The sequence below is a fragment of the Agromyces sp. CCNWLW203 genome (assembly GCF_036576125.1).
Classification (GTDB): Bacteria; Actinomycetota; Actinomycetes; order Actinomycetales; family Microbacteriaceae; genus Agromyces.
The window spans coordinates 132,963-149,636 of sequence record NZ_JAZHYX010000001.1 but is presented as its reverse complement, the minus strand read 5'-3'; the positions used below and the strand labels follow the sequence as shown (position 1 = coordinate 149,636).

Here is a 16,674-nt window from a genome sequence, read left to right as displayed (position 1 = left end):
GAATCGAATAATGAAGTTCGACCGCAAACGTCGTCGCCTGGCGATCTCGATCGGCGCCCTCGCCATCACCGGCCTCATGCTCTCGGCATGCAGCGCGCCGGCCGAAGATGACGGCGGCCCCGTCACGCTCGACGTCTGGGGGTGGAATCCCGACGAGAAGAGCGCGCCGTCGTACTTCGATGCGTTCGAGGCCGAGAACCCCGACATCACGATCAACTACCGCTTCATCCAGGCGAGCGACTTCGTGAACACCGTGCGCCTCGCCGCCACCACGAAGGACGGGCCCGACGTGTTCGGCCTGCAGGTCGGCGTCTTCCCCGAGCAGTTCGCGCCGCTCACCGTGGATGTCGCGCCGTACCTCGAAGACGCCCTCGGCGCCGAGTGGAACGAGCAGCTGACGGGCGCCGACCAGTACGACGTCGACGGCAAGCAGGTCGCCGCCCCGTGGTACACCTCGGCCGCGGGATTCATGTGGGTCAACCAGGGCGTCGCCGACGAGCTGGGGCTCGCCGTGCCGACGACGCTCGACGAGCTCATTGCGTTCAACGCCGCCGCGAATGCGGCAGGCAAGCAGGGACTCGTGCAGGGCGCGAAAGACGGGTTCGCGAACCTCGACCTCTTCCAGATCGTCGCCAACCAGGTCGAGCCCGGCGTGTTCTACGACGCCCTCGACGGTGACGAGCCGTTCGACGGCGATGCGATGACCGCGTCGCTCGAGATCTGGCAGCAGCTCTTCACCGACGGAGCGGTGCAGGAGGGCGCGCTCGGATTCACCGCCTACCCCGACGCGAACGATGCGCGCATCACGGGCGAGGCCGCGATGATCCCGTTCGGCAGCTGGCAGTTCCGCGATGCGACCAACACGCGCACCGCCGAGTACGCCGAGACCTACGGCGACCCGGCGATCGCCGACACGGTGTTCATGCCCGTCGACTTCCCGGCGGTCACCGAAGACGCGACCGTCGGCTCGCTCTTCGGCGGGCCGGATGTCGGTTGGTCGGTGTCGGCGCAGAGTGACGCGAAGGACGCCGCAGGCCGGCTCGTCGCCTGGCTCACGACCTCCGACACTGCGGTCGAGCTGCTCGGCGAAGCCCTGCGACCGCCGGCACTCAAGGGATCGACGATCGACCTCAGCGACGTCAAGACGCCCGAGCAGGCCGCAGCGATCGAGTCGCTCGTCGAGCGAAGCGAAGACCTCGTCGGCCCGCGTGAAGTGGCCGACCCCGACGTGAAGTCGACGCTCATCGAGGTGCTCTCCTCGGTGGCGGCCGGCAGCACGACTCCGGCCGACGGCGCGGCGCAGGTGCAAGCCGCGATCGACGCCGCCTCCTGACACCGTCAGCCCGCCGCCCCGTCCGGGGCGGCGGGCTCCATCCCGGTCGGAAGAACCTATGGCAACCCTGCATTCCCCCGCAGTGAGGGGCGGGCGCCTTCGTGCGCTGCTCTACGTGCTGCCCGCGCTCATCGTCGTGGTCGGCATCGTCTACCTCGGCATCGGCTACAACGCCTACGTCAGCACGCTCGAGTGGAGCGGCATCGGCGACGATCGCCGCCCCGTCGGCATCGACAACTACATCGGGGTCTTCACCGACCCCGTGTTCTGGACGTCGCTCTCGCACGTCGCGATCTTCGCGGTCGTCACGATCGCCGCGCAGATGGCGATCGGCCTGACGATGGCGATCCTGCTCAGCGGGCGCATCTTCCTCGGCGGTGTGTACAAGGTCGTGATGTTCCTGCCGGTGGTGCTCTCGCCGGCCGCGATCGCCGTCGCGTTCCGCGACATCCTGAGCCCCGGCGGCGGGCTGAACGAGGCGCTCCGCGCCATCGGTCTCGACGGGCTCACCCGAGCATGGATCGCCGAGCCCGAGACCGCGCTCATGGCGATCGCCGTCATCAACATCTGGGCGTGGACGGGCTTCAGCTTCATCCTCTACCAGGCGGCTCTCGCTCAAGTCGACACCGACCTCATCGAGGCCGCCCAACTCGACGGCGCCGGCAAGTTGCGAACCCTGTGGAGCGTCGTCGTGCCCCAACTCTCGGGCACGCATGCGACGCTCGTGCTCATCGGCGTGATCGGCGCACTCAAGACGTTCGACATCGTCTATCTCACGACCGGCGGCGGGCCAGGCCGGAGCACCGAGTTCCTCACGACCTACATCTACAAGACGGCGATCGACGGATTCCAGGCCGGCTACGCCGCAGCGCTCTCGATGGTGCTCCTGCTGCTCTCGCTGCTGCTCACCCTCATCCAGATGCGCGCGAACCGCTTCGGAAGGAGCTGACGTGTTCGGACGACTCCGCACACGCGACCGTGTGGTGCTCCAGGTGCTCGCCACGCTGATCGCCATCCCGTTCGCCTACCCGATCATCGTGATCGTCGCGACGAGCTTCGAGGGGCAGGGGGCGATCGAGAACTACACGGCCGTGCTCACTCGCACGCCCTTCCTGCGCTTCCTGGCGAACAGCGCGATCATCGCCGGTGGCACGATCGTCATCACCTTCGTCTGCACGATGCTCGCGGCGTACGCGTTCAGCAAGCTCCGGTTCCCGGGCCGGCAGATGCTCTTCGTCGTCGTGCTCGGCGGGCTGGTGCTTCCCGCCATCGCGCTCATCGTGCCGATCTTCACCATCATGCTCGGACTCGGGCTCATGAACACGCACATCGCCGTGATCCTGCCGCTCGCCGCGATCACGATCCCGTTCACCGTGCTGCTCGCGAAGAACTTCCTCGACGGCGTGCCCGACGAGATCCTCGAAGCCGCGAAGATCGACGGCGCGAACACCCTCGGCACGCTCTTCTGGATCGTGCTACCGCTCGCTCGCCCGATCATCGCGGTGGTGCTCGTCTGGACGTTCCTGCAGTCGTGGAACGAGTTCTTCCTCCCGCTCCTCCTGTTGCAGAGCAGCGACATGCAGGCCGTCACCCAGGTGCCGCTCTACTTCACGAGCGAATACGGCAGCGACACCCCGAAGATCTTCGCGTCGCTCGTGCTGATCTCGCTTCCGGTGACGATCGCCTACCTCTCGCTGCAGAAGCTCTTCGAACGCGGCCTCACGGCGGGAGCCGTGAAGTGACCCGCGTCGCGATCGCTGCCGACGACCAGCAGCTCGAGCGCGCGCTGACCGCCGCCGTGGAGTCGGGCGGTGGGCTGCCCGTGCTGCTCGATGCCGAACCGACCGCGCTGGTCGCGGCGATCGCACCGAACGCGGTCGCCGAGGCGCTCGCCGCTGCCCCATCGATCCGGTGGGTGCAGCTCGGCGCGGCAGGCATCGACGGGTACACCGCGGCGGGCGTCATCGACCCCGGCCTCACCTGGACCTCGGCGAAGGGCGCCTATGCCCGGCCGGTCGCCGAGCACGCGCTGGCGCTCACCCTCTCAGCGCTTCGCCACTTCCCGGCGCGAGCGCGGGCGACGGCCTGGGCAGAACAATCAGGGCGCTCGTTGCACGGCCTGCACGTCGCGGTCATCGGTGGCGGCGGCATCGGCGCCGAGGTCGTCAGGCTGCTCTCGGTGTTCGACGTGCGGGTCACGGTCGTTCGCCGCGCAGTGCACGAGGTGCCGGGTGCCGACCGGGTGGTCGGATTCGACAGGCTCGACGACGTGCTGCCTGACGCCGACGTCGTCATCGTCGCAGCGGCGCTGACGCCCGAGACCCTCGGCATGTTCGACGGGCGCCGGCTGCGGCTGCTGAAGTCGTCGGCCGTGCTCGTGAACGTCGCCCGGGGGGCGCTCATCGACACCGACGCACTCGTCGCCGTGCTCGATGCAGGCCTGCTCGGCGCGGTCGGGCTCGACGTCACCGATCCCGAACCGCTGCCGACGGGGCATCCGCTCTGGAGCGACGACCGCGTGCTCATCACGCCGCACACCGCGGACACTCCCACGATGATCCGCGTCATGCTCGCCGAGCGGGTGGCCCAGAACGTGCAACGCTGGCGCCTCGGTGAACCGCTGATCGGCGTCGTCGACCCGGTTCGCGGGTACTGACTGCATCGGCGGTCGACCGCGGATGCCCGGCCTTCGTGATGGTCGGGCGTCTGCTGAACCCCTCAACCGCCCTCGCCCGACGCGGGGTCTTCGTAGGTGATGACTCCCGTGGCGTCCCTCTCGCGAACCGTGTGGTGCGAGCCGAGGGTCGCGGCGAGTTCCCGGCCGGCGTCGATCGCCTCGTCGCGACTCGCGAAGCTCTGCGACAACTCGGGCGAGCCCTCGACGGCGTTCTCCCATTGCCCGCGGTTCGAGCGGGTCTCCACATCTCCGTCAGCCATATTCAGCTCCCTCCTCTGGTGCGCTCGGCCCACGCGAACTCGTTCGACAGCCGGGTCAGGGACCATTCGCGGCCGCTGATGGGTTCAGGATGCTCCGGTCCGCGGTCGTCCACAACGGGGTTGCAGGCGAAGCAGAACGGCCACGATCTCACGTGCCGCCGAGTCGCGGGCGAGGAGAACGGCTCGAGTGTCGAGACCCGGTGCCGAAGTGCCGAGGTACCGGCCGATCGCAGACAGAATGCCCGGCCCGAATCCTGAGGGACGGGCATTCGTCCGCCGAGGGATGCGGCATCCGGCCGTGTGAACGACACCGTGCGTTCACCGTGCAGACGCATTCCCGTCACCGGCGAACGGTCGAGTACGAGCGACCCCCGTTCAGCCCGACAGGAGCGCCCGAATGTCGTTGCCCCGTCCCCTCCGCAGAAGCGCCGCGATGCTCGCCGCGCTCGCGGTCTCAGCCTCAGGAATCGCGCTCGCCGCGACGCCGTCGATCGCCCTCGGCGCTGAGCCCGGCGTCGTGATCAACGAGATCTGGTACGACGGATCGCCCGCCGACGCCATCGAGCTGTACAACTCGTCGGCAGCGGCGGTGGATGTCTCGGGCTGGAAGCTGCAGGACCAGGACAAGGACCCGCTGAAGACCGGCGAGATCCCGGCCGACACGACCATCGCACCCGGCGGGTACCTCGTGCTCGTCAAGGACGCGACGCCGCTCGGCTTCCCGTTCGGACTCGGCAAGGGCGATGCGGTGACCCTGTTCGACGCCGCCGGCACCGTCGTCGACGATCACGCCTACGAGGCGACGGCTCCACTCGCCGTCTGGTCGCGCTGCGCCGACGGCGGCGAGTGGGCCCACGCCACCGAGGTGACCCTCGGGGCGGCGAACGTCTGCACCCAGCCCGAGCCAGAGCCCGGCAGCGTGCTGCTCAACGAGATCGACTCCGGCCCGGCCGACTGGATCGAACTGATCAACCCCGGCGCGAGCGACCTCGACCTGTCGGGTTACGAGCTCCGCGACAACTCCGACGACCACCGCTGGTTCTTCGCGGCCGGCACGAGCATCGCAGCGGGGGCACGGCTCGTCGTCGAGGCATCCACTCCGGGAGTCGATCTGAACGGCGCCCCGCAGACCTTCACGGCGGCCATCGGCATCGGCGGGTCGGACTCCATCCGGCTCTACGACGATGCGGCAACGCTGCTCGACACCTACGCGTGGGCGGGACACCCCGCGATCGACGGCGACGAAGCGGCCGCGAGCTGGGCGCGCTGCCCCGACGCGACCGGCGGCTTCGCGCTCGCCAACGTCACGCCCGGTGAGCCCAACAGCTGCGTGCTGCCGTCGGTGGCCGTGAACGAAGTCGAGTCCAACGGCGACGCCGCCGACTGGGTCGAGGTCGTCAACACCGGCTCGCAGCCCCTCGACCTCACGGGCTGGACCCTCATGGACAGCGACCCGATCGGGCACGCCGCCGACGTCACACCGGTCGCGGCCGGCACGACCCTCGCGCCCGGCGCGTTCTTCGTCTTCGACGGAGGCACGCACTTCGGCTTCGGGCTCGGGGGAGCGGATGTCGCAAGCATCCGCAATGCCGCAGGCCTCACGGTCGTCGAGTACGCGTGGACCGACCACGCCGCGCTGACGTGGGCGCGCTGCCCCGACGGCACCGGTGCCTTCGGCGATGCATCCGTCGCCACCAAGGGCCAGCCGAACGCCTGCGGCGGTGGCCCGGTCGACCCCGTTGACCCGGATGTCGCGGTCTGGCCGGGTGCCGCAGACGTCACCGTGATCGACGAGACCCAGATGTTCGAGGGCGACTCCTCGGGTCTCGACGCGCAGCAGACGGCCGACGGCGTCGTGCTCTGGGCGGTCGACAACGGCACGGGCCTCTTCTGGAAGCTCGACGCGAGCGCCGACGGCCAGGTCGCCTTCGCCGACGGATGGGACGCGGGCAAGCGAGTGCGCTTCCAGCGCGACGCCGAGAACGCGGGTGCGGCAGGCCCCGACGCCGAGGGCATCACGGTCGACGACGCCGGGCGGCTCTACATCGCCTCCGAGCGCGACAACTCGAACAAGGGCGTCAACCAGAACGTGATTCTCGCGGTCGACCCCGAGGCCGACGGCCCCGACGTCGTCGCCGAGCAGGAGTGGGACCTCACGGCCTCGCTGCCGCAGGTCGCGGCGAACACGGGTCTCGAAGCGGTCGAATGGGTGCCGGATGCCGCGCTCGAAGGCCTGCTCGTCGACGCCACGACCGGCGCCCCGTACGAGGCGGCCGACCACCCGGGTCACGGGGACGGCCTGTTCTTCGTCGCCGTCGAAGACAACGGCGTCGTCTACGCCTACGCACTGAACGCCGACGGAACGAGCACGCAGATCTCGGCGATCGACCCCGGTCTCGGCGGCGTGATGGCGCTCGACTACGACACCGTGCTCGACCGGCTGTGGGCGCTCTGCGACAACGGCTGCGAGGGCCGCGGCGCCGGCATCACCTTCACGGGCGCGGCCCCGACGATCGAGCTCTTCGCCCGCCCCGCCGGCATGCCCAACCTCAACAACGAGGGCTTCGCCACGGCGCCCGAGTCGCTGTCGACGGTGGCTCCTGCGGCAGAGGCTGCGGAGACGGCCGCGCCGGAAGCGGCCCCGGCAGATGCTGCCCCGCTCGCTCGAGTGAGCCCGTTCGTGCAGGCGAGCGAGGTCGCGGATGCCGCGGCGACGGCGCGCCCCGCCTGGTGGTTCGCCGACGGCGAGCAGCCCGCAGCGCTGCGGGCCGGCACGGTGCCCGGCGCGGTGCCGGGAGAGGAGCCCGGCGAGCAGCCGGGGACCCCCGGCGGTGGCAGCGGCGGTGGCGGAACCGGCGACGGTCAGTCCGGGTCGGGCTCGGGAGCCGCCGGCGCACTCGCGTCAACGGGTGTCGATTCGAGCCTCATGACCCTCGGCCTGTTCGCGGCGCTCGCAGTCGCCCTCGGCGCGGGCCTGCTGCTCGTGCGACGACGTCGCAGCGCCTGACGCCGGTCGAGGAGCGAAGCGTATCGAGACCCCGGTACCGAAGTACCGGCCGATCGAGCAGAGAACGCCCGGCCCTCATCACGAGGGTCGGGCGGTCTGCGTCGGTGCGAGTGGTGCGATCAGCTCGGCAGCAGCACGCCGACCTGGTCCCTGATCTCCTGCACGAGCTCGTCGACGGTGCTCGAGATGTTCGCCGTGGCCGCCATGGTGACGAACATGACCGCCGAGACGACGCGCGCGAGGGTGGCGGCGTCGCGCTCGCCGAGGCGGTCGCCCCGGCGCAGCACGGCGGCGACGGCCGCTTCGGTCTGCAGGGTCAGCGTGAGCGCCTCGCGGTGGTGCGGCTCTTCGGGGTCGCCGAAGACGAGTTCGCGCAGGTACGTGCGCCCGTTGTCGATCTGGATGCGGTTGCAGTGCACGACCGGGCGCACGATCGCCATCACCGCGTCGAGCGCATCGGGCAGGCCCTCGGCGGCTGCGCGCCCCTCTTCGAGGGCGTCGGCGTAGGCGGAATTCTGCACGAGCAGGAGCAGCTCGCCCTTGGTCTTGGCGTACAGGAACAGGGTGCCCGCGCCGATGTCGGCCTTCTCGGCGATCTGCTGGGTCGTGACGTCGTCGACGCCGTGCTCGGCGAAGAGTTCGCGTGCGGCTGCGGTGATGCGCTCGAGCTTGACCTGCTTGTTCCGCTCGCGCCGACCGACCGGTGCCGTGGCCGATGCCATGCTGTCGCCCTCCAGGAATCGGATCTGACTGTGCTCAGTTCCGAGCATAATGCGGCAGCACTGCGCCATCCGTGACGTAGGTCAGCGCCTCGGATACCTCGTACGCGTGCGCCGCCGACGCGAACGCCGACAGCTCGTCGGACAGCTTCGCGATCGCGACACTGTCGAAGAACGACGAGCGAGCGGATGCATCGGCGAACCCGAGCATCACCGAGGCATGGAGCCGCTGGTCGGCGGGGTTGTCGTGAGCCACGTCGGGGGAGTCCCAGAGCTTCTCGTTCCAGGGCATGAATACCTCGGTGCGCAACTCCGTCAGGGCAGCCGCCGTCGCGAGCGCGGGCACGAACTCGTCGGTGAAGTACCTGCGGAACCGGCGGGTGCCGACGCCCTCGCGCCTCCGGAGGAAGACGAGGGCCCGCGCCCCGGTCTGATTGCCGCGGGCGACGTCGTACCAGCGGGTCGAGTTCGGCGGACCGGCGTAGAGCAGGGTGCGCCGGAACACGTTGATCTCGTCGGCGTAGGCGAGCCGGGTCTGCTTGCGGCCGATCAGCGGCGAGAAGACCGACTGGAACGTGACGTCGGCGACCCCGTCGATCCGGCGGTCGGCGGGGATCGCCGTCTCGATGCCCGGAGCGGCGGGCCACAGGCCGGGGTTCTCCGCGGCGAGATGGATCTGCCGGTACTCGTCCATTCCCGGCGTCGCCGAGATGATCTTCGAGTGCGGGCCCTTCCAGTGCTCAATGCCCTGCTGGCGCGGCTGGTCGGTGCGCATCCACAACAGGATCGAGGACGCGAACGCCTTCCTGGTGAATGGAATCGTGTTCGTCATGGCGAGTTCTCCTGGTCGATTCGGATGCCGCTCAGCGCGCGAGGAACCGGGCGGCGACGGGCGCGAAACGGTCGTGGAACTGGAAGATGCCGCCGTGACCCGAGTCGGGGTAGATGATGAGCTCCGACCCCGCGATGCGGCGGTGGAGGTCGTCGGAGAGCACCGAGGGCACCATGCGGTCGTGGTCGCCGTTGGCGATCAGGGTGGGCTGGGTGAGCTTCGAGAGGTCGGCGGGCGCTGAGCGGCCCCACTTCTTGATCGCCTTCAGCTGCGTCTGGAACGCCTTCACGCTGATCGGCGCGTCGCGGTCGACAGTTCGCTCCGCGAGCCGCGCGACGAACGCCTTGCCGGCGCGCTTGCCGGCCGGGTTCCGGTTGAAGAACAGGAACTCCTTCGGGTCCGACCGGGTCAGGGTCGCGCGCAGGATGTCGAAGAAGGTGACGCCGGCGACCTTGTCGATGCCCTCGCCACCGGCGGGGCCGGTGCCGGTCAGCACGAGCTTGCGCACGAGCTCGGGGTGCTTCGCGACGAGCGCCTGGGCGACCATGCCGCCGAGCGAGAACGAGAACACGTCGATCTGGTCGAGCCCGAGTGCGCGGATGAAGCTGTACGCGTCGTCGGCCATCGCCTCGACCGAGTCGGGCACCTCGCCGGTGGAAGCGCCGACGCCGCGGTTGTCGAACGTGATGACGTGGCGCTCCTTGGCGATGGCGTCGACGACGCGCGGGTCCCAGTTGTCGAGCGTCGCGGCGAGGTGCACGAAGAAGACGACCGGCACGCCGCCCTTCGGTCCCAGCTCGCGATATGCGTACGTGACGCCATCGGCGGCGATCGTGCGGGTCGGTGCCGTCGCGTACGACGTGACGGGTTCGCGCGCGGTGTCGGGGGTGGTGCTCATGAGGGTTCTCCTTTTCGTGAGTTGCCTCAATTATGAGTGAACTCAGCAATGTTGTCAAAACGGAAGCGCGCCCCCCGTTCTCGGGTCTAGCGGAACGGGGGAGACGGGTCGAGTGTTGGCGACAGCTCCGCATCGAACCCGACGAACGCGGATCGACGGCTTGGTGCCGCCTCGAGGAGGCCCCCGTGTCCTACGAGTTCCGTCCGAATGTCGCAGACGCCCCCGAGTCGCACCGGCCGACCCGGCTCGCGCTCGTGCTGTTCACCGTCGTGGCGATGATCGCCGTGCTCGCGACCCCGTCGGTCGCATTCGCGGCCGACGAGACGCAGCTGCGCTACGCCTGCGCCCAGAAGTCGAACGGGTTGCTGCGAGTGGCCTCGAGCGCGGGCGACTGCCGCCCGAAGCAGGAGACGCCCGTCACGATCTGGCCGGGCCCGACTTCGCTCTGCATCCAGCCCGACGGCTCGGTGCGCCGCTTCGCGTCGGCGAAGTCGTGCATGGGCGCGAAGCCTGCCGGCACGCTCCTCGACGTACCGACCACGAACGGCCAGCCCGCCTACTTCTGCGCTCCGAGCTCGGGCGTGCTGCGCCGGGTGAGCGCCGCGACCGCCTGCCTCACCACCGAGCAGCGCTACGTCATCGGCAACCATGCACTGAGCGGGCTCACCCTCTCGAACGACTCGCTGCTCGAGAACGAACCCGCGGTCTCGGTCGTCGGCACCCTCGGCCTCGTCGACGAGGACCCCGCCGCGACGCCTGGCTTCACGCTCGTCAGCGGCACCGGTGATGACGACAACGCGGCCTTCACGATCACCGCATCGACGCTGAAAACCGCGTCGAGCTTCGACTACGAGACCCAAGCGAGCTATTCGATCCGCGTGCGCGGCACCGACGGATACGGCGGCAGCCTCGAGCAGGTGTTCACGATCATGGTGCTCGACGTCGTCGAAGACGTGTCGCCGACCGCGGTCGCCGACACGGCGACCGTCGAGGAGGATGCTGCGCCGACGACCATCGACGTGCTCGCCAACGACCAGGACACCGACGGCGGGCCGATCTCGGTCAGCCAGGTCGATCAGCCCGCGAGCGGCAAGGTCGTGATCGCGGATGACGCGGCATCCGTCACCTACGAACCCGACGCCGGATTCTGCAACGCCCCACCCGGCACGACCGACGACGAATTCACGTACACGCTCGCGCCCGGGGGCTCGACGACGACGGTCGGCGTGAAGGTCACGTGCGTCGACGACCTGCCGGTCGCCGCCGACGACGCCGCCACGGTCGATGAGGATGCCGCCGCCACAGCGATCGACGTGCTCGCGAACGACGCCGATCTTGACGGCGGCCCGCGCTCCATCACGAGCGTCGTGCAGCCCGAGCACGGCACGGTCGTCATCACGGGCGGCGGCACCGGTCTCACGTACCAACCCGATGCCGCGTACTGCAACGCGCCGCCCGGTGGCGCGAACGACGTGTTCAGCTACACGCTGGCCCCCGGCGACGCGAACGCGCAGGTCTCGGTGAAGGTGATCTGCATCGCCGATGCGCCGGTCGCCGACGACGAGACGTTCGACGGCGCCTCGGCCGCGGTCGGCAACACGTTCCTCGTCATCGACGACCCGACCGACGGCGCAATCGACCCCCTACGCCCGCACCTCCTCGTCGCGGGCAACCTGCTCGACGGCGACACCGACGCCGACCCGGGCACCGAGCTCGCGATCGAGTCCGGTGTCACGCTGACCGAGCAGGGCGGCTTCGTCTACCTCGAGGCCGACGGGGACTTCGCCTATCTGCCACCGAACGACTGCACCGCCACCACCGACGGCTTCGACTACACGGTCACCGACCAGGGCGCCGCGAACGCGCTGAAGGACACCGGGCACGTGACCATCGCCATCAGCGACTGCGTCTGGTACGTCGACAACGCCGCCGAGGGCAACGACGGCAACGTGAGCAAGCCGTTCGACACGATCGCGCAGGCCGTGGAGGCGAGTAACACGGGCGACGACATCTTCGTCTTCGAGGGCGACGGCACCACGACCGGACACGCGACCGCGGTCAGGCTCGACGACGACCAGCAGCTCATCGGCGAGGCATCCGACCTGGTCGTCGACGGGCGCACTCTGCACATCGGCGACCCGACGGCGCGGCCGACGCTCACGGCGAACGCGCTCTTCGTGGTCGGCCTCGGCGTCGGCAACGTGGTCGCGGGGCTCGAGATCCGCCCGGGAGCCTTCGGCGGCGGCATCGGCACGTTCGACACCGTGAACGACCCGGCCGGCGACGTGCGCATCGACGACGTGCACCTCATCGACACCGTCTCCGACGGCTTCGGGTCGCCGCTCACCCTGCGGCACATGACCGGTACGAACGAGGTTGGCGACCTCGTGGTCGAGAACGACGGTGCGAACCCCGGCGTGCTCGTCGCCGACACCCCGTCGGTCGTCTTCGACCCGTCGGCGACCGTGGTCATCCGTGCGACGGGCGGCGCCTCGGCCCTGCTTGCGCAGCGCAGCGGCCTCGACGGCAGCCAGTTCGACACCGTCGTCGTCGACGACGGGAAGGGCGGGGTCTACCTGCAGGAGACGACCGGCGCGGTGGAATTTGACGACCTCGACCTGAACCTCGTCGACGGCACTCAGCCGGCGTTCCGCCTCATCAACACCGAACCCGTCACCGTGCCGGCGAGCGGCACCGCGACGCTCCACGCCACCGGCGGGCCCGCCGTCAGCCTCGCCGGATCGTCGGGTTCGTCGCTCTCGTTCGACAGCGTCACCTCGACGGGCAGCCCGACCTACGGCGTCTACATCCAGGAGTTCGGCACCGGCACCTTCGCTGCGGCTGCCGGAGAACTGTCGGATTCGACGCTCTCCGCCCTGCGGCTGATCGGCGGCGACGCCGACGTCTCGTACGGGGGAGCGATCGGCGACGGCGCGGCCGTCACCAACGTCGACATCTCGGGTCGCACGGGCGGCACCATCGCACTCTCGGGGGCCATCACCGACGGGCCGGATGCGGGCGGCGGCATCGTCATCGCGGGCAGCACCGGCGGGTCGACGGTGATCTCGGGCGCGACGAAGCACCTCGAGACGGGCGCGAGTCCGGGCGTCTCGTTCGGGTCGTCCAACGGGCACGCCCTCTCGATCACCGGTGGCGGCCTCGACGTCACGACGACGAGCGGGGTGCCGCTCGCCGCCTCCCTCTCGGGCACCATCGTCGTCACCGGCGAGGGCAACACGCTCTCGAGCACGACCGGCACCGGGCTCTCGATCGTGCTGACCGGAATCGGGGCCGACGACGTCACATTCCAGCGAATCTCCTCGAACGGGGCGCCCTCGGGCATCGTGCTGCTCGGCACGGGCATCGCGGGCGGCCTGCACGTCACGGGCGGCGGCAGCACCATCCAGGGCGGGGATGCCTCGGGCGGCACGATCGCCGCCACCTCAGGTGACGGCATCTCGCTGCTGAGCACGGCGGATGTCTCGTTCCGCAACATGCGCATTGAGAACAGCGCCGGCAACGGCATCGGGGGCGTCAGCGTCTCCGGGTTCTCGTTCCTCAGCGGCACGGTCACGGGGGCGGGCGACGCCGCCGGCGAAGACGGCATCGCCTTCGACGGGTCGAACGCCAACCTCTCGGGCGCGGTCGACATCTCGAACAGCGTGCTCACCTCGAACGAGGCATCCGGCATCTCGATCACGAACGCGGGCGGCACCATCTCGTCGGCGACCATCAGCGGCAACCGCATCTCGGATGCCGGCGACCTGCTCACTCCGGGATCGGCAGTGCTGCTGCAGGCCACCGGCACCACCGGCGGCGCCGCGACGATCACGAAGGCGACGATCTCGTCGAACGTGATCACCGACTTCCGCGCCGGGCACGGAATCAGACTCATCGGCGGCAACCAGGCGGGAGCCGCGAAGTCGACGCTCGGGATTCCCGGTAACGTCACGAACGTCGTCGCGGTGACCGGCAACCGCATGGACGGCGGCAGCGGCGGCATCGAGCAGCAGCCCGACGCGTTCGTCGACGTGCAGGTGCTCGGCGCTGCCGACGCCAACGTCGACGTGTCGACGAACGGCACGGATGCCGAGCCGATCCGCCACCTCGACTGCCAGGCGATCTCGCTGTTCACGGGCGGCGCGGCGAACGTCACGGCGAGGTTCGATGCCAACGTCATCGCAGCGGGCAGCCGGCCAGGATGTGCCGGAATCACCGCGAACGCGACCTCGCTCAACACGGTCGGTGCGACCGTCGCGGTACGCGTGACGAACAACAAGGTCAGCGCGACCGGCGGCCCCGGCATCTTCGTCGGTGCGTCGGGCGCGGGCATGGCCACGGCGAAGGTGACGGGCAACAACGTGCTCGCGCCGACCGCCGCGTTTGCGGGCATCTACGTCGCATCGGGCTCGCTCGCCGGGCCGGATTCCCCCGTCTGCGTGGCGATCACGGGCAACACGACCGCCGGCGGCAGCGGTGTGTTCCAGGCGACGGGCATCCAGCTCTCCAAGCTCTCGCTCGACCCGACGATCAACGACTTCGGCATCGAGGGGCTCCCGCTGGGGCAGACAAGCTCTCCCGGCGTCGAGAACTACATCAACGGGCTCAACGTGAGCGCGCCCGGCAGCGTCGGTGTCGGTGGCACCGTGCTCTCGTTGGCGACGAGCGGGTTCAGCTCGTGTACGAGCGGCCTGTGAGCGTCTCGCGCGACCGTGTCGCTGAAGCCCTCGTGCGCGCACCGGTCGAGGCGAGCGAGAGGGTGCGCATGCGCCATCCGTACCAGGCGATCGCGATGGTCGTGATCGCGTAGATCGTGAGGGCCTGCAGCACGTAGGCCGGGTAGTCGATGAGCCAGCGGGGCTCCGAGGCGTCGGTGCCGTAGGCGGGGTTGTCGCTCACGGATGGCACGACGGTGCCGACCCAGTAGCCGACGGCCTGCGCCGCCGCGTAGATGAGCACGGCGACGCCGAGTGCCAGCCAGGCGCTGCCCCTGCGCGTGCGCCACACCGCGCGGCTCTGCCCGATCGCTGATCGAGGCGTCCAACGCTCGGCGACCGGCGCCGCGACGGCGCTCATCCATGGAGCGGCGATGAAGGCCGCGACGAGCAGTGCGAGCAGTGCGAGCGTGCCGATCATGAGCAGTTGCCCGCTGCCTGCTCGGCTGCGCATGAGCTCGGGAGTCAGGAGCAGCGCGAGGAGCGGAAGGCAGGTGACGATGGCGAGGAGCCAGGTTCTGTGAAAGGTGACGACCGACATGTCTCGAATCTAGAAAACGCGGATGCCGCTCGGAATCCGGAAAACCCCCGTCTTGTCATTCCGGTGAACTGTCGAAGTGCCGAAGTGCCGAAGTGCCGAAGTGCCGAAGTGCCGAAGTGCCGACAGTTTCAACAGCAACCACCCGGCCGCCGCGACGCGGAACGCCCGGCCCCCGCGACGGGAGACCGGGCGTTCGCGCGTGTGCGTGCCGCGGGTTACGCCTGCTTCCGGCCCCGGCGCGCGGTGATCGCGAGCACGATGCCGACGGCGCCGACCACGAGGCCGGCGATGCCGAGTACGCGGGCGACCACGTCGTCGTCGGAGCCGGTCGTCTCGGCCGCGTCGGCGCTCGCCGTCTCGGACTCGTGATCCGACGAGGCATCCGCTTCGGCCGCGTGGCCGTGGCCGTCGGCGCTCGCCTCGGTGACCGTGACCGTGGGGGCGGGGTGCTCGGGCTCCTCCTCGCCCTCCTCGGCGATGGCGCTCCAGTCGGTCTGGCCCTCGGCGCACTCCTGCAGCACCGGGAAGGCCAGCGTCTCGCCCGCGGCATCCGCCGGCAGCTGCAGCGACAGCTCGATGACATCGCGCAGGTCGGTCGGCAGCGGGGTCACCGCCGTGTAGACGACCGAGCTCACCCGCTCGGTGATGTTGGCCCCGTGCGAGTCCTTGGTCGGCTCGTCGAGCTGCTCGACGACCTTCTCGATCGTCCAGCCCGGGTTGACCGTGGGCGTGACCCGGTCGATGCCCTCGGGCATCGTGAAGGTGAGCTTCGTCGTGGGGCTCTCGCCGCATCCGTGCGGGGTGCCGAAGCTCAGCACGGTGTACGCGCCGGCGGCGGTCGCGCTGGGTTCGACGACGACGTGGGCGCTCGCCGCGAGGGGCGCGGCGAGCGCGAGTGCGGTGCCCGCGCCGAGGGCGACGGCGGCGGCGAGGGTCGTGCGGATTCGGGTGTTCATGTCTCTGCTTTCAGGGTGTGCGAACGGACGACACCTCGAGGTGTGGTTCGGAGCGTTCGCGAATGCGGATGTGTCAGCGTGTCGCCGCGAGGGCGGCGAGGGGCCGACGCGGTGGTCCGCGATACCGCAGGGCGGTGCAGAGCAGTGAGGTGGCATCGGGGCCGACCCGTCGCGGGGCGGCCGGCTCGACGTGGGCGGTCAGCGGCGGCACGAGCGGCGCGGTGAGCACCACGAGGGCGATGCGGATGCCGCGACCCGCGAAGCGCACGGCGTCGAGCATGCGGTCGGCGAGGGCCACCGCGATGACCGTGAGCAGGGCTGCGACCGCGTGGGCCACGAGCATCGCGGGGCCGAAATGCTCGTCGTGCACGGGCGTGCCCGCCGAGAACAGCATCGCGGCGTCGCCGCCGTGGAGGTGCGGCTGACCGGCGCCCAGTGCCGACGCCGGACCGACGGTGATCGACCCGGCCTGAGGGGTGAGCGAGTAGAGCGCGTGCAGCGCGAGCTGGGCGCCGACTGCGGCGAACGCCGCACGCGGTGTGCTCCGCCGGTCGCCGACGACCAGCATCGCGAACGGCGCGGCGAGGGCGAGCGCCAGCGCGATCGTCACGAAGCCAGGAGGTGCGCCGCCCCCGATCGTGTGCGCGAGCGACGCGGAGACGATCGCGGTGCCGACGACGGCGAGCGCCCGTGCCACCTGCGCGCCGCGACCGATCTTCACCCTGCGATTCTATGG

At 70.0% G+C, this 16,674-nt stretch carries 13 protein-coding genes; 6 read left to right on the top strand and 7 right to left on the bottom strand.

The window, feature by feature from the left end:
* Window positions 1-10 precede the first annotated feature (10 nt).
* From VPH61_RS00700 to VPH61_RS00685, 4 genes are read left to right on the top strand one after another with little or no spacing between them, the layout of a single operon-like run.
* The gene (locus VPH61_RS00700; RefSeq protein WP_332061596.1) at window positions 11-1,333 is read left to right on the top strand and encodes an ABC transporter substrate-binding protein; all 1,323 of its coding nucleotides are present in this window, start codon (window positions 11-13) and stop codon (window positions 1,331-1,333) included.
* Window positions 1,334-1,391: 58 nt separating this feature from the next.
* Window positions 1,392-2,282, top strand: coding sequence for a carbohydrate ABC transporter permease (locus VPH61_RS00695; protein ID WP_332061595.1), 891 nt, complete (start codon window positions 1,392-1,394; stop codon window positions 2,280-2,282).
* 1 nt (window position 2,283) lies between these two features.
* Window positions 2,284-3,075, top strand: coding sequence for a carbohydrate ABC transporter permease (locus VPH61_RS00690; protein ID WP_332061594.1), 792 nt, complete (start codon window positions 2,284-2,286; stop codon window positions 3,073-3,075).
* Entirely contained in the window at window positions 3,072-3,989 is a 918-nt protein-coding gene (locus tag VPH61_RS00685; protein WP_332061593.1) for an NAD(P)-dependent oxidoreductase, read from the top strand. The genes VPH61_RS00690 and VPH61_RS00685 overlap by 4 nt, the downstream gene beginning before the upstream one ends.
* A 62-nt stretch (window positions 3,990-4,051) precedes the next feature.
* On the opposite strand, the gene VPH61_RS00680 is transcribed toward VPH61_RS00685, so the two are convergent.
* The gene (locus tag VPH61_RS00680) at window positions 4,052-4,270 is read right to left on the bottom strand and encodes a DUF2188 domain-containing protein (RefSeq protein WP_332061592.1); all 219 of its coding nucleotides are present in this window, start codon (window positions 4,268-4,270) and stop codon (window positions 4,052-4,054) included.
* 397 nt (window positions 4,271-4,667) lie between these two features.
* Between VPH61_RS00680 and VPH61_RS00675 the strand changes: the two genes are divergently transcribed.
* Entirely contained in the window at window positions 4,668-7,277 is a 2,610-nt protein-coding gene (locus VPH61_RS00675; protein WP_332061591.1) for a lamin tail domain-containing protein, read from the top strand.
* Window positions 7,278-7,396: 119 nt separating this feature from the next.
* Here VPH61_RS00675 and VPH61_RS00670 read toward each other — a convergent pair whose 3' ends face one another.
* Genes VPH61_RS00670 through VPH61_RS00660 form a run of 3 tightly spaced genes read right to left on the bottom strand, consistent with a single transcriptional unit; the run spans window position 7,397 to window position 9,726 of the window.
* On the bottom strand, window positions 7,397-7,999 hold the full coding sequence (locus tag VPH61_RS00670) for a TetR/AcrR family transcriptional regulator (RefSeq protein WP_332061590.1): 603 nt from the start codon (window positions 7,997-7,999) through the stop codon (window positions 7,397-7,399).
* 34 nt (window positions 8,000-8,033) lie between these two features.
* Window positions 8,034-8,828: a strictosidine synthase gene (locus VPH61_RS00665; protein ID WP_332061589.1), complete on the bottom strand. Its 795-nt coding sequence runs from the start codon at window positions 8,826-8,828 to the stop codon at window positions 8,034-8,036.
* Window positions 8,829-8,859: 31 nt separating this feature from the next.
* Window positions 8,860-9,726: an alpha/beta fold hydrolase gene (locus VPH61_RS00660; RefSeq protein WP_332061588.1), complete on the bottom strand. Its 867-nt coding sequence runs from the start codon at window positions 9,724-9,726 to the stop codon at window positions 8,860-8,862.
* A 185-nt stretch (window positions 9,727-9,911) separates the two neighbouring features.
* On the opposite strand from VPH61_RS00660, the gene VPH61_RS00655 reads away from it, so the two are divergent.
* Window positions 9,912-14,423 carry an Ig-like domain-containing protein gene (locus VPH61_RS00655; protein WP_332061587.1) on the top strand — a complete coding sequence of 1,504 codons (4,512 nt, stop codon included), beginning with the start codon at window positions 9,912-9,914 and terminating at the stop codon, window positions 14,421-14,423.
* Here VPH61_RS00655 and VPH61_RS00650 read toward each other — a convergent pair.
* The 3 genes from VPH61_RS00650 to VPH61_RS00640 form a co-directional block, all read right to left on the bottom strand.
* Complete coding sequence (locus tag VPH61_RS00650; RefSeq protein WP_332061586.1) at window positions 14,398-14,982, bottom strand: hypothetical protein; 585 nt, start codon at window positions 14,980-14,982, stop codon at window positions 14,398-14,400. The two genes, VPH61_RS00655 and VPH61_RS00650, sit on opposite strands and share 26 nt — an antisense overlap.
* A 215-nt stretch (window positions 14,983-15,197) precedes the next feature.
* A complete protein-coding gene (locus VPH61_RS00645; protein WP_332061585.1) occupies window positions 15,198-15,938 on the bottom strand; it encodes a YcnI family protein in 741 nt (246 codons plus the stop codon).
* A gap of 73 nt (window positions 15,939-16,011) precedes the next feature.
* A complete protein-coding gene (locus VPH61_RS00640; RefSeq protein ID WP_332061584.1) occupies window positions 16,012-16,659 on the bottom strand; it encodes a hypothetical protein in 648 nt (215 codons plus the stop codon).
* Between the last annotated feature and the right edge of the window lie 15 nt (window positions 16,660-16,674).

Coding starts and splice junctions, on each gene's coding strand:
- VPH61_RS00700 (WP_332061596.1), top strand. CDS start 11: ATGAAGTTCGACCGCAAACGTCGTCGCCTGGCGATCTCGATCGGCGCC.
- VPH61_RS00695 (WP_332061595.1), top strand. CDS start 1,392: ATGGCAACCCTGCATTCCCCCGCAGTGAGGGGCGGGCGCCTTCGTGCG.
- VPH61_RS00680 (WP_332061592.1), bottom strand. CDS start 4,270: ATGGCTGACGGAGATGTGGAGACCCGCTCGAACCGCGGGCAATGGGAG.
- VPH61_RS00675 (WP_332061591.1), top strand. CDS start 4,668: ATGTCGTTGCCCCGTCCCCTCCGCAGAAGCGCCGCGATGCTCGCCGCG.
- VPH61_RS00670 (WP_332061590.1), bottom strand. CDS start 7,999: ATGGCATCGGCCACGGCACCGGTCGGTCGGCGCGAGCGGAACAAGCAG.
- VPH61_RS00665 (WP_332061589.1), bottom strand. CDS start 8,828: ATGACGAACACGATTCCATTCACCAGGAAGGCGTTCGCGTCCTCGATC.
- VPH61_RS00660 (WP_332061588.1), bottom strand. CDS start 9,726: ATGAGCACCACCCCCGACACCGCGCGCGAACCCGTCACGTCGTACGCG.
- VPH61_RS00650 (WP_332061586.1), bottom strand. CDS start 14,982: ATGTCGGTCGTCACCTTTCACAGAACCTGGCTCCTCGCCATCGTCACC.
- VPH61_RS00645 (WP_332061585.1), bottom strand. CDS start 15,938: ATGAACACCCGAATCCGCACGACCCTCGCCGCCGCCGTCGCCCTCGGC.